We start from the raw sequence: 13,540 nt of genomic DNA on the forward strand, positions 1-13,540 counted from the left end.
GGGACGCAAAACCGGTCGACCCCGGGCGGCTCGGCTGCGTATCGTCGTTGATGCACGTCACCGCCTGTAGGTGTCCTAGGCTGTGTCCACATGACGGCGGGACGCCGTCAGGTGACATTCGAGCATCGCGATGAGCGATCCGCCGACCGCCAGCCGGATGGAGAGTCGAACAACAATGGCCGCAAAGTCAGAGGCAATGGACACCCTGGTCAACCTCGCCAAGCGGCGGGGTCTGGTCTACCCCTCCAGCGAGATCTACGGGGGTCTGCGCGCCTCTTGGGACTACGGCCCGCTGGGCGTGGAGCTGAAGAGCAACGTCAAGCGCCAGTGGTGGCGCGCCATGGTGCAGGAGCGCGAGGACATCGTGGGCCTCGACTCCAGCGTGATCCTGGCGCGCGAGGTCTGGGAGGCGTCGGGCCACGTCAAGGCGTTCGTCGACCCCCTCACCGAGTGCCAGTCCTGCCACAAGCGCTTCCGCGCCGACCACCTCCTCGAGGCCTACGAGGAGAAGCACGGCCGCGAGCCCGCCACCGGCCTGGCCGACCTCGCCTGCCCCAACTGCGGCGCGAAGTCCTCCTTCACCGAGCCGCGGATGTTCAACGGCCTGCTGCGCACCTACCTCGGCCCGGTGCAGGACGAGACCGGCCTGGCCTTCCTGCGGCCCGAGACCGCCCAGGGCATCTTCATCAACTACATGAACGTCCAGCAGAGCGCGCGCAAGAAGGTGCCGTTCGGCATCGGCCAGATCGGCAAGTCGTTCCGCAACGAGATCACGCCGGGCAACTTCATCTTCCGCACCCGCGAGTTCGAGCAGATGGAGATGGAGTTCTTCGTCAAGCCGGGCGAGGACGAGCAGTGGCACCAGTACTGGATCGACACCCGCATGCAGTGGTACGTCGACCTGGGCATCGCAAAGGACAACCTGCGCCTGTACGAGCACCCCAAGGACAAGCTCTCGCACTACTCCAAGCGGACCGTCGACATCGAGTACCGGTTCGGCTTCCAGGGCACCGAGTGGGGCGAGCTGGAGGGTGTCGCCAACCGGACCGACTACGACCTCAAGACCCACTCCGAGGCGTCCGGTACGGACCTGTCGTTCTTCGAGCAGGAGAACAACGAGCGCTACATCCCCTACGTGATCGAGCCGGCCGCCGGTGTCGACCGAGCGCTGCTGACCTTCATGCTCGACGCCTACAGCGAGGACGAGGCGCCCAACGCCAAGGGCAAGCTGGAGAAGCGCGCGGTCATGCGGCTGGACCCGCGCCTGTCGCCGGTCAAGGCGGCGGTGCTGCCGCTGTCGCGCAACTCCGACCTCTCGCCCAAGGCGCGCGACCTCGCCGCGCGGCTGCGCAAGCGGTGGAACGTCGAGTTCGACGACGCCGGCGCGATCGGCCGCCGCTACCGTCGCCAGGACGAGATCGGCACGCCCTTCTGCGTGACCGTCGACTTCGACACCCTTGAGGACGACGCCGTGACCGTGCGCGAGCGCGACACGATGTCGCAGGAACGGGTCGCGCTCGACCAGGTCGAGACCTACCTGGTGGAGCGCCTGCCGGGCTGCTAGCGCGCTCGGCACCGACGAACGGCGATGGGCCCCGTCTCTGCTGAGGCGGGGCCCATTGTGCGTCGTCATCCCCTGCCGTCGCATGGGGGCGTTGTGGGGCGAGGCGGCCGGACCCGGGGGGATGTGGTATCCGGCCGCCTCATGAGGAACCCCGGACACGCGGCGGCGGCCGGGAGAACCGGTTCCAAATTAGCCCGATATGGCCGACGGGGCAGGCGTTTTCAGCCCGGACGTCCCATGCCGTGAGCGAATCGTGACGAGGTCCGCGGCTTTGGGCCCTGGCCTTGGCCCTGGACGGCCCGGGGGCCGGTGTCAGGCCGAGGTGTACACGACGAACGACACCGCGATGTAGTGGCAGATGTAGGCCGCGATCGTCAGCGAGTGGAAGATCTCGTGGAACCCGAACCAGCGAGGTGCGGGGTCGGGCCGCTTGGCCCCGTAGACCACGGCGCCCGCGCTGTAGAGCAGGCCGCCGGCCAGGATGAGGATCCACGTGGCCGGGTGCGTGCCCCCGACGAGCTGGGGGATGAACAGCACCGCGACCCACCCGATCGCCAGATAGAGCGCGGTCGACAGCCAGCGCGGGGCGTTGAGCCAGAACATCTTGAACAGCACCCCGGCGGCGGCCCCGCCCCAGATCAGCGCCAGCATCGCGGTGCGCAGTGCGCCGTCGAGGACCAGCACCACGAAGGGGGTGTAGGTCCCGGCGATGATGAAGTAGATGTTGGAGTGGTCCATGCGGCGCAGCACCGCCATCCCGCGCCGCGACCACCGGCCCACGTGGTAGACCGCCGAGGTCCCGAACAGCAGGACCGAGCTGAGCGCGTAGATGGCGCTCGCGATGCGCGCGGGGGCGCCGGGGGCGAGCGCGACCAGCACGATCCCGGCGGCCAGTGCGACCGGCGCGGTTCCCAGGTGCAGCCAGCCGCGCAGCCGCGGCTTGACCGCTTCGAGCAGGTCGGCCGCCACCGCCCGGGGGCCGTCGGCCGGGGCAGGGGGCGCGCCGGGCGCATCGTGGTGGGGGTGGCGTGTGGCCGCGTCGCCGGATTGCTGTGCGGGCACCTGTCCTCATCTCCATCAGGTCGTCGCGGGGCGGCCTTTCGGGGGGCGCCGTGCCCGGCGCAGCCGGTCCCGCCTCCCCGAACTCTACTTACGGCACCGTAGGTTACCACTGGGTATCCGTGTGGTCTTCGGCACGGCGAAGGCGCGACTCTCGGGCCTGTGGGCCAGTGTCGGCGACCACTGCCTGTTAGTTTGCTACAGAACCTTTCCGACCTGGGGATTCGTCGATCCCGCCGGGTTTTCGCCGCCGCTGTGACGGGGAGGTTTCGGCGATCATTCTTGAACCATTGGTCTACACCTGTTTATATCGTTTGACCTGGTAATACTCAGATGAGGAGGCTCCCGTGGGCGAGTTCGCGGACCGCTCTGGGTAGAGTCGCGCGCAATCCGAGGTCGAGTGGCAGTACCGGTCACCACCGGTCTTCTAGCAGCAGGGAGCCTCCCGTGCCCAAGTACGTGTACGAGTTCAGCGAGGGCAACAAGGACCTCAAGGATCTGCTCGGCGGCAAGGGCGCCAACCTCGCCGAGATGACCAACCTGGGTCTCCCGGTGCCGCCCGGGTTCACCATCACCACCGAGGCCTGCCGCCACTTCCTGGAGCACGGCGCCATGCCCGACGGCCTCGACGACGCCATCGCCGCCTCGCTCGCGGCGCTGGAGTCGGCCATGGGCAAGCGGCTGGGCCAGGCCGACGACCCGCTCCTGGTCAGCGTCCGCTCCGGCGCCAAGTTCTCCATGCCGGGCATGATGGAGACCGTCCTCAACATCGGGCTCAACGACGACTCCGTCGAGGGCCTGGCCGCCCAGTCCGGCAACGAGCGCTTCGCCTGGGACTCCTACCGCCGGCTCATCCAGATGTTCGGCAAGACCGTCCTGGACATCGAGGGCGACCTGTTCGAAGAGGCGATCGAGCAGGTCAAGGCGCAGAAGAACATCACCAACGACCTCGATCTCGACGCCGCCGACCTCCGCAAGCTGGTGGAGGTCTTCAAGGGCATCGTCGCCGACCGCACCGGCCGGGAGTTCCCCGGCGACCCGCGCGCGCAGCTCGACCTCGCCGTGAAGGCCGTCTTCACCTCGTGGAACGCCCCGCGCGCCGTGCTCTACCGCCGCCAGGAGCGCATCCCCGCCGACCTCGGCACCGCCGTCAACATCTGCTCCATGGTGTTCGGCAACCTCGGCATGGACTCCGGCACCGGCGTCGCCTTCACCCGCGACCCCGCCTCCGGCCAGCAGGGGGTCTACGGCGACTACCTCCAGAACGCCCAGGGCGAGGACGTCGTGGCCGGCGTCCGCAACACCGTGCCGCTCGGCGACCTCGAGCGCATCGACGCCCGCAGCTACAACGAGCTCATGGCGATCATGGAGACGCTGGAGAACCACTACCGCGACCTGTGCGACATCGAATTCACCATCGAGCGCGGCAAGCTGTGGATGCTCCAGACCCGCGTGGGCAAGCGCACGGCCGCCGCCGCCTTCCGCATCGCCGACCAGCTCGTGGACCAGGGCATGATCACGCTGGACGAGGCCGTCCTGCGGGTCACCGGCGACCAGCTCGCCCAGCTGATGTTCCCCCGCTTCGACGAGACCGCCGAGCGCAGCCGCCTGGGCCGCGGCATGAACGCCTCGCCGGGCGCCGCCGTCGGCAAGGCCGTCTTCGACTCCTACACCGCCGTCAAGTGGTCGCGCAGCGGTGAGAACGTCATCCTGTGCCGCCGCGAGACCAACCCCGACGACCTCGAGGGCATGATCGCCGCGCGGGGCATCCTCACCAGCCGCGGCGGCAAGACCTCCCACGCCGCCGTCGTCGCCCGCGGGATGGGCAAGACCTGCGTGTGCGGCGCCGAGGAACTCGACATCGACACCAAGAACCGGCGGCTCACCGGCCCCACCGGCGAGACCATCGAAGAAGGCGACGTCATCTCCATCGACGGCACCACCGGCGAGGTCTTCCTCGGCGAGGTCCCCGTGGTGTCGTCGCCGGTCGTGCGCTACTTCGAGGGCGAGATCGACCCCGCCTCCGACCAGGCCGACGACCTGGTGCGCGCCGTGCACCGCATCATGCACTACGTCGACGCCGCGCGCCGCCTCTACGTGCGGGCCAACGCCGACAACGCCGAGGACGCCGCCCGCGCCCGGCGCATGGGCGCCCAGGGCATCGGCCTGTGCCGCACCGAGCACATGTTCCTCGGCGACCGCCGCCAGCTCGTGGAGCGGCTCATCCTCGCCGACACCGACAAGGAGCAGCAGGAGGCCCTGGGCACGCTGCTGCCGCTCCAGCGCGACGACTTCATCGAGATCCTGGAGTCGATGGACGGCCTGCCGGTGACGGTGCGGCTGCTCGACCCGCCGCTGCACGAGTTCCTGCCCGACATCACCGAGCTGTCGGTGCGCGTCGCGGTGGCGGAGTCGCGCGGGGAGAAGCACGAGAACGACCTGCGCCTGCTCCAGGCGGTCCACCGCCTGCACGAGCAGAACCCGATGCTGGGCCTGCGCGGGGTGCGCCTGGGCCTGGTCGTCCCGGGGCTGTTCACCATGCAGGTGCGCGCCATCGCCCAGGCCGCCGCCGAGCGCATGCGCCAGGGCGGCCGGCCGCGTCCCGAGATCATGATCCCGCTCGTGGGCACGGTGCAGGAGCTGGAGATCATCCGCGACGAGTCGCTGCGCGTGCTGCGCGAGGTCGGCGAAGAGTACGGCGTCGAACTGGACTTCCCGGTCGGCACCATGATCGAGCTGCCCAGAGCGGCGCTCACGGCCGGCCAGATCGCCGAGAACGCGGCGTTCTTCTCCTTCGGCACCAACGACCTCACCCAGACGGTGTGGGGCTTCTCCCGCGACGACGTCGAGGCGTCGTTCTTCTCCGCCTACCTGGAGAAGGGTGTGTTCGGGATCTCGCCGTTCGAGTCGCTGGACGTCGACGGCGTGGGCCGGCTCATCCGGATCGCGGTGGAGGAGGGGCGCGCCGCGCGGCCGGGGATCAAGCTCGGCATCTGCGGCGAGCACGGCGGCGACCCCGCGTCCGTGCACTTCTTCCACCAGGTCGGGCTGGACTACGTGTCCTGCTCGCCCTTCCGGGTACCCGTGGCCCGGCTGGAGGCGGGCCGGGCCGCCGCCCGCCGCTGAAGGCCGGTGGGCGGGGGCGCGGCGCCGCGCCCCCGCCCACCCTCTCGGGGCGAACGCGCCCTCCGCGCGATCACCCCGTGACAATTTCGTGACATAGAATCGGCCGTGACGAACGGGGGATCTGCGTTCCTCCGTGAACCCTGCCGCAGGTATGCCGGAACGTCACCGGCGGCCCCCGGCGTCGGTTATCGTCAGGACATCCGTCCATCTGTGCGGGGGTGAGTGGTGCGGACAGCGGGGGATGAGCGCGGCGACGGGCCGCCGGACGGCCATCCGGCCTCGCCGGACGCAGAGGCCACCCGGGCCTTCACACGCGACTCCTTCGGCCCCGGCGCCACGGCCGGATCGGGCCGCGGCACCTGGGACCGCGACCCTCGCGACACCCGCGACCACGACTACGGCACGGGCCGCTGGGACGAGCCCGCCGACGACGCCCGCACCCGCACGTTCACCCGGCCCGCCCACGGCGAGCCCGAGGACCCCTACGACGACGCCCCTGGCGCCGAGCGCACCCGCGCCTTCACCCGCCCGGCCGGCGGCGGTGCACGTGCCCGCCCGCGGCCCTCGGGCCCCGCGCAGCGCTCGCTCCCGCGCGCCCGCCCCGCGCGGCGCCGCATCCCGTGGGGGCGGATCGTCGCGACCGTCATCGTGGTGGCGATCGCCCTGCCCCCCGGCACCTGGGCCTGGGTGTGGTACACCGCCCGCCTGGACGACCGCCCCACCTCCGACGCCATCGTCGTCCTGGGCGCCAGCCAGTACAACGGCAACCCGTCGCCGATCTTCGAGGCCCGCCTCCAGCACGCCGCCGACCTCCACGCCGAAGGCGTCGCCCCCGTTATCGTCACCGTCGGCGGCAACCAGCCCGGCGACAACTTCACCGAGGGCGGCAGCGGCCGCGACTGGCTGGTGGCGGCCCGGGACATCCCGCCCTCCCAGGTCGTCGCCATCGGCGAGGGCAACGACACCCTCCAGAGCATCGAGGCGGTGGCGCGGGTCTTCGCCGACCGCGGATGGACCTCGGCGGTGATCGTCAGCGACCCCTGGCACAGCCTGCGGTCGAAGGTCATGGCCGACGACTACGGCATCGACGCCGCCACCTCGCCGTCGCGCTCGGGCCCCGCGGTCCTGGAGCGCGAGACCCAGCTCTGGTACATCACCCGTGAGACCGCGTCGCTCTGGTACTACTGGATCTTCGGCGACAGCAGCGACATCCACGTCGACGCCGCGAGCTGAACGCCCCCGCCCCGGGGGCCGCCCGAGCGCCGAGGACCCACCATGACAGACATCCCCGAGGCCGTTCCGCCCGGATACGGCCCGCACGACCGGCGGCGCTGGGCCGCCGAACCGCCCAAGAGCCGCGCCCGCGGCCCCTTCGAACGCGACCGCGCGCGGGTGCTGCACAGCTTCGCCCTGCGCCGGCTGGCCGCCAAGACCCAGGTGGTGCAGCCGGGCGCGAGCGACTTCCCGCGCACCCGGCTCACCCACTCCCTTGAGTGCGCCCAGATCGGGCGCGAGCTGGGTGCCGCGCTGGGCTGCGACCCCGATCTCGCCGAGGCCGCCTGCCTCGCCCACGACCTCGGCCACCCGCCGTTCGGCCACAACGGCGAGACCGCCCTGGACGCCGCGGCCGCGTCCTGCGGCGGCTTCGAGGGCAACGCGCAGAGCCTGCGGCTGCTCACCCGGCTGGAGGGCAAGGTCGTCACGGGCGGCGACCGCCCGCGCAGCGCGGGCCTGAACCTCACACGGGCCACGCTGGACGCCACCCTGAAGTACCCGTGGCCGCGGGGCGGGGGCGGCGGCACCCGCAAGTTCAACCACTACCCCGACGACGCCCCCGTCTTCGGCTGGATCCGCGAGGGCGCCCCCGAGGGCCGTACCTGCTTCGAGGCGCAGGTCATGGACTGGTCCGACGACGTCGCCTACTCGGTGCACGACCTGGAGGACGCGCTGTACTCGGGCATGATCCGGGTGGGCGCGCTGCGCGGGGCGGGCGAGCGCGCCGAGGTGTGCGCCATCGCCGCCTCCTCCTACTGCGACGCCTCCGCCGGCGAGCTGGAGGAGGTCTTCCGCGACCTGCTGGCCGAGCCGTTCTGGCCGGCCGGGTTCGACGGCGGGCTGGGGTCGCTGGCGGCGCTGAAGAACCTCACCAGCGAGCTGATCGGGCGCTTCTGCCGGGCCGCCGAGCGCGCCACCCGCGCGGCACACGGCGGCGCGCCGCTCACCCGCTACGCCGCCGAGCTGGTGGTCCCGCGCCGCACCCTGCTGGAGTGCGCGCTGCTCAAGGCGCTGGCCGCGCATTATGTCATGGCGCGCTCGGAGGCCCAGGAGTACCAGGCGCGCGAGCGCGAGCTCATCGGCGAACTCGTCGACGCCGTGGCCGCGGGCGCCCCGCGCACCCTCGAACCCCCGTTCCGCGCCGACCACGCCTCTGCCGCCGGCGACGCCGAGGCGCTCCGGGTGGTCATCGACCAGGTGGCCTCCCTGACCGACACCTCGGCCATGGCCTGGCACGCCCGCCTGACCGGCCGCTGACTCTCGGGCCCCCGCTCCGGCCCCGCCGGGGCCCGGCCCGGACCCGCCGCAGCCCCGCCCGAACGGGCATCACGGTCATCTCGGGGGCAAAGGGAAGAAAGCCGCAAGGCGCCCCTTGACGGTCGGTTTTGTTAGCGTTAACAATGTTGCTCACGTCACGTCGGCGTTAACCCGAGATGACACGAGGTCGTGCAGCACATGCCGGTTTACAACGGGCGTCCCGTCATGGCGGATGTCGCGCGGCTCGCGGGGGTCTCCCACCAGACCGTCTCCCGCGTGCTCAACGGACACCCCAACGTCAAGGCCGAGACCCAGCAGCGGGTCCAGGCGGCGATCGAGGAGCTGGGCTACCGCCGCAACTCCTCCGCGCGGGCCCTGGTGACCCGCCGCACCCAGGTGATCGGGGCCGTCGCCTTCGACACCACGCTCTACGGCCCGGCCCAGACCCTCGCCGGGATCGAGCACGCCGCCCGCGCCGACGGCTACTTCCTCAGCGTCGTCACCCTCCAGACCATCACCCGGCAGGCCGTGCGCGAGGCCATGGACTACCTCGCCCAGCAGTCGGTCGAGGGCTACATCGTCATCGCCCCCCACCGCACGGTGGTCGAAGGGCTGGCCGACCAGCCCGCCGACCGCCCCGTGGTCGCGGTCGAGGGCGGGCACGCACCCGACCTGCCCGTGGTCACCGTCGACCAGGCCGGGGGCGCCTGCCTGGTGACCCGCCACCTGCTCGGCCTCGGCCACCGCACCGTCCACCACATCTCCGGGCCCCGCGACTGGCTGGAGGCCGAGGGCCGCGTCTCGGGCTGGCGGGCCACCCTGGAGGAGGCCGGTGCGCCGGTCCCCGATGTCCTGCGCGGCGACTGGCGCCCCCGCTCCGGCTACGAGCTCGGGCGCGAACTCGCCCGCGACCCCGATGTCACGGCGGTCTTCGTCGGCAACGACCAGATGGCGCTGGGCACCCTGCGCGCCTTCGCCGAAGCGGGCGTGCGCGTCCCCGAGGACGTCAGCGTCGCCGGGTTCGACGACATCCCCGAAGCCGAGTTCCTCACCCCGCCGCTGACCACGGTCTCCCAGGACTTCAGCGAGGTCGGCAGGCGCAGCATCGGCCTCCTGCTGGACCTGCTCCGCCGGCCCGCGGACGCCGCGGCCGCCGCCCCCGTCCACCACGTCGTCCCCGCCCGCCTGGTGCCGCGCGCGAGCACCGCGAACCGCCGATCGTAGCCCGACGGACCGAGGAGCCCCCCGTGAACGCGAATGTTAGCGCTAACAAGGACGATGCCGTCGTCATCGGGATCGACTTCGGCACCCTCTCCGGCCGGGCCGTCGCCGTCCGCGTCCGCGACGGCGCCGAGCTCGCCACCGCCGTCCACCCCTACGAGCACGGCGTCGTCTCCGAGTCCCTGCCCGCGACCGGCGCCCCGCTGCCGCCCGACACCGCCCTCCAGGTACCCGAGGACTACCGTGCGGTCCTGCGCAACGCGGTCCCCAAGGTGCTGGCCGCCGGCGGCATCGCCCCCGAGCGCGTCATCGGCATCGGCACCGACTTCACCGCCTGCACCGTCCTGCCCACCACCGCCACCGGTGTCCCGCTGTGCGAGCTCCCCGGGTTCGCCGGCCGCCCCCACGCCTACCCCAAGCTCTGGAAGCACCACGCCGCCCAGCGCGAGGCCGACGACATCAACGACCTCGCCCGCCGCCGCGGCGAGCCGTGGCTGCCCCGCTACGGCGGGCGCATCTCGTCCGAATGGCAGTTCGCCAAGGGCCTCCAGGTCCTGCGCGAGGACCCCGAGGTCTACGACCACACCGACCGCTGGATCGAGGCCGCCGACTGGATCATCTGGCAGCTGTGCGGCCGAGAGACCCGCAACGTCTGCACCGCCGGCTACAAGGGCATCCACCAGGACGGCGCCTGGCCCGGCCGCGAGTACCTCGCCGGGCTCGACCCCCGCTTCGCCCGGTTCGCCGAGGACAAGATCGCCCACCCGCTGTCCCAGCTCGGCGACCGCGCCGGCGGGCTGACCGCCGAGGCCGCCGCCTGGACCGGCCTGCCCGTGGGCATCGCCGTGGCCGTCGGCAACGTCGATGCCCACGTCACCGCCGCCGCGGCGCAGACCGTGGCCCCCGGGCAGATGCTCGCGGTCATGGGCACCAGCACCTGCCACGTCATGAACGGCACCGGCTTCGCCGAGGTCCCCGGGATGTGCGGCGCGGTCCGCGACGGCATCGTCCCCGGGCTGTGGGGCTACGAGGCCGGCCAGAGCGGGGTCGGCGACATCTTCGGCTGGCTGGCCGACGGATTCGCCCCGCCCGAGTACGTCCGCGAGGCCCGCGAGCAGGGCACCACGGTGCACGACGTGCTCTCCCGCCGCGCCGCCGCCCAGCCGGTGGGCGGCCACGGCCTGGTGGCCCTGGACTGGCACAGCGGCAACCGCTCCGTCCTGGTCGACCACGACCTCTCCGGCGTCATCGCGGGCCTGACCCTGGCCACCCGCCCCGAGGACGTCTACCGGGCCCTGGTCGAGGCCACCGCGTTCGGCACCCGCACCATCCTGGACGCCTTCGAAGGATCCGGGGTGCCCGTTGCGGAGCTGACCCTGGCCGGCGGCCTCAAGCGCAACGCGTTCGTCACGCAGATCTACGCCGACGTCCTCGGCCGCCCCCTGCACGTGGCCGACTCCGACGAGGCACCCGCGCTGGGCTCGGCCATCCACGCCGCCGTTGCCGCCGGCGCCCACCCCGACATCGCCGCCGCCTCCGCGGCCATGGGCAGCACCACCCGCGACGCGGTGCTGCCCGACCCCGGCCGCACCGCCGCCTACGACGACCTCTTCGCCATCTACACCGAGCTCCACGACCACTTCGGCCGCGGCGGCAGCGACGCCCTGCACCGCCTGCGCGCCCTCCGCAACCAGAGCCTCAGCAGCTGAAGGACGCCATGACCGCCCTGCCCCCCGGTAGCGCCGCCGCCGTCGAGACCACCCGAACCGAGGTGTGCGCCCTGCACGCCGAACTCCTGCGCTGGAACCTGGTGACCTGGACCAGCGGCAACATCTCCGCCCGGATCCCGGGCACCGACCTGATCGCCATCAAGCCCAGCGGGGTCACCTACGACGACCTCACCCCGGAGTCCATCGTCGTCTGCGACCTCAGCGGCGCCGTGGTCGACGGGCGCCACGCGCCCTCCAGCGACACCGACGCCCACGCCTACGTCTACCGGGCCATGCCCGAGGTCGGCGGGGTCGTGCACACCCACAGCCCCTACGCCACGGCCTGGGCGGCCCGCAACGAGCCCATCCCGTGCGCCATCACCGCCATGGCCGACGAGTTCGGCGACGACATCCCCGTCGGGCCCTTCGCCCTGATCGGCGGGGACGACATCGGCAAGGGGATCGTCGCCACGCTCACCGGGCACCGCTCGCCCGCGGTCCTCATGAGCGGCCACGGCGTCTTCACCATCGGCCCCGGCCCCAAGGCCGCCGTCAAGGCCGCGGTGATGTGCGAGGACGTCGCCCGCACCGTCCACCTGGCCCGGCAGAACGGGCCCGTCGAGCGCCTGCCCCAGCACCACATCGACGCCCTCTACGACCGCTACCAGAACGTCTACGGCCAGAGATGAGGAACGGACACGTGACCGAACGCCTGCCCAGCATCGGGATCCTCGGCATCATGCAGCCGCTCTACGACGACATGATCCCCGGCATCACCGATCACCAGGCCGCCTACGCGCGCCGGATCGCCGAGAGCCTGGCCGACGTCGCCGACTGCGTGGTCGGCGCGCCCGTCCGGGGGCGCGCCGACGCCGAGCGCGCGGTCCGCGAGTTCGAGAACGACGACCTCGACGGCGTCCTCGTCGTCATGCTGACCTACGGCCCCTCGCTGCGTGTGACCCGCGTGTTCGACCAGATGCGGCTGCCGGTGTGCCTGGCCAACATCCAGCCCGAGCCCACGGTCACCCCGGCGTGGGACATGGACGACATGACCTACAACCAGGGCATCCACGGCGCCCAGGACACCGCCAACGCCATGGTGCGCGCCGGGCTGCCGTTCGACGTCGTCACCGAGGAGTGGCCCAGCGCCGCGTTCACCGAGCGCGTCGGGCGCTGGGCGCGCGCCGCCCGCGCGGTCACCGCGTGGAAGCGGCTCAAGGTCGGTGTCTTCGGCTACGCCATGAACGGCATGGGCGATGCCCGGTTCGACGAGACCGCGCTCATCCGCAAGCTCGGCCCCGAGGTCGAGGTCATCGCACCCGGGGAGCTGCACCGCACCATGGCGGAGTTGCCCGGCCCGGCGGTGGCCGCGCTCATGGAGCGCGAGGACGCCGCCTTCGAGGTCGACGAGCGGCTGTCCAAGGAGGAGCGCGAGGACCACGCCCGCATGCAGCTGGGCATTGAGAAGCTGCTCGTCGAGCATGGCTGCGGCGCGTACTCCACGCACTTCGACGCCATCGCCGAGGACGGCCGCTTCGCCCGGCTGCCCATGGCCGCCGCCTCCAGCCTCATGGCCGAGGGCTACGGCTTCGCCGGCGAGGGCGACGTGCTGGCCGCCGCCATCGTGCACGCCGGGCACCGGCTCGCTGGCGACGGCCACTTCACCGAGATGTACGCGATGGACTTCCCCACCGACTCGATCCTCATGAGCCACATGGGGGAGGGCAACTGGAAGGTGGCCCGCGACGACGAGCCGGTGCGGCTCATCAAGCGCCCGCTGGGCATCGGCGGCCTCGCCGACCCGCCCACCCTGCTCTTTCGCATCAAGCCCGGACCGGCGACCATCGCCTCGCTCGTCTCCCTCGGCGGGGAGGAGTTCCGGCTGGTCGTGGCCGAGGGGGAGGTGCTCGACTCCCAGCGGCTGCCGTCCCTGGAGATGCCCTACGGGCAGTTCCGCCCCGATTCGGGGATCCGCGGCTGCATGGACGGCTGGCTGCGCGCCGGGGGGACCCACCACATGGTCATGAACCTGGGCCGCACCGCCGCCGACTGGGAGGTGTTCTGCGGCCTCGCGGACATCGGGTTCGTGCGGGTCTGACCCGCGCGGCCCCGGCCCCGATCCGCGGCGGATGCGCACCACGCGCACCGCGGCCGGCGGGGCCGGGGCCGCCCGGCAACGGGGGCGACGGCCCCACCACCACCAGCGGCCCTTGGGGGACGGCCGCACCCGCGCAGCACCAGGCAGAGGAGTTGCCATGCGCACCAGAAGCACCCCGATCCCGCCCCCGGCGGCCGGGCCGGGCCGCCGGGCGTTCCTGGCCGGCGGGCT

The 13,540-nt window shown here is 72.2% G+C and carries 9 protein-coding genes; 8 read left to right on the forward strand and 1 reads right to left on the reverse strand.

Annotated elements, in window-relative coordinates:
- The first annotated feature begins 175 nt into the window (after positions 1 to 175).
- Positions 176 to 1,564 carry a glycine--tRNA ligase gene (locus ACFOVU_RS06295; RefSeq protein WP_378530694.1) on the forward strand — a complete coding sequence of 463 codons (1,389 nt, stop codon included), beginning with the start codon at positions 176 to 178 and terminating at the stop codon, positions 1,562 to 1,564.
- 312 nt (positions 1,565 to 1,876) lie between these two features.
- Here the strand turns inward: ACFOVU_RS06295 and trhA are convergent, their stop codons facing one another.
- Entirely contained in the window at positions 1,877 to 2,533 is a 657-nt protein-coding gene (gene trhA, locus ACFOVU_RS06300; RefSeq protein WP_378531200.1) for a PAQR family membrane homeostasis protein TrhA, read from the reverse strand.
- Between the two features lie 537 nt (positions 2,534 to 3,070).
- Here trhA and ppdK point away from each other — a divergent pair.
- From ppdK to ACFOVU_RS06335, 7 genes are all read left to right on the forward strand, one after another.
- A complete protein-coding gene (ppdK, locus tag ACFOVU_RS06305) occupies positions 3,071 to 5,749 on the forward strand; it encodes a pyruvate, phosphate dikinase (RefSeq protein ID WP_378530696.1) in 2,679 nt (892 codons plus the stop codon).
- A 225-nt stretch (positions 5,750 to 5,974) separates the two neighbouring features.
- The gene (locus ACFOVU_RS06310) at positions 5,975 to 6,982 is read left to right on the forward strand and encodes a YdcF family protein (protein WP_378530698.1); all 1,008 of its coding nucleotides are present in this window, start codon (positions 5,975 to 5,977) and stop codon (positions 6,980 to 6,982) included.
- Positions 6,983 to 7,024: 42 nt separating this feature from the next.
- Positions 7,025 to 8,281: a deoxyguanosinetriphosphate triphosphohydrolase gene (locus ACFOVU_RS06315; protein ID WP_378530700.1), complete on the forward strand. Its 1,257-nt coding sequence runs from the start codon at positions 7,025 to 7,027 to the stop codon at positions 8,279 to 8,281.
- A gap of 225 nt (positions 8,282 to 8,506) precedes the next feature.
- Positions 8,507 to 9,505, forward strand: coding sequence for a LacI family DNA-binding transcriptional regulator (locus ACFOVU_RS06320; RefSeq protein ID WP_378530701.1), 999 nt, complete (start codon positions 8,507 to 8,509; stop codon positions 9,503 to 9,505).
- A 23-nt stretch (positions 9,506 to 9,528) separates the two neighbouring features.
- Entirely contained in the window at positions 9,529 to 11,211 is a 1,683-nt protein-coding gene (gene araB / locus ACFOVU_RS06325; protein WP_378530703.1) for a ribulokinase, read from the forward strand.
- An 8-nt stretch (positions 11,212 to 11,219) separates the two neighbouring features.
- Positions 11,220 to 11,900, forward strand: coding sequence for an L-ribulose-5-phosphate 4-epimerase (locus ACFOVU_RS06330; RefSeq protein WP_378530705.1), 681 nt, complete (start codon positions 11,220 to 11,222; stop codon positions 11,898 to 11,900).
- Entirely contained in the window at positions 11,897 to 13,309 is a 1,413-nt protein-coding gene (locus tag ACFOVU_RS06335; protein WP_378530707.1) for an L-arabinose isomerase family protein, read from the forward strand. Before ACFOVU_RS06330 ends, ACFOVU_RS06335 begins: the two co-directional genes overlap by 4 nt.
- Positions 13,310 to 13,540 lie beyond the last annotated feature (231 nt).

This window comes from Nocardiopsis sediminis (assembly GCF_042650565.1).
Taxonomy (GTDB): domain Bacteria; phylum Actinomycetota; class Actinomycetes; order Streptosporangiales; family Streptosporangiaceae; genus Nocardiopsis_B; species Nocardiopsis_B sediminis.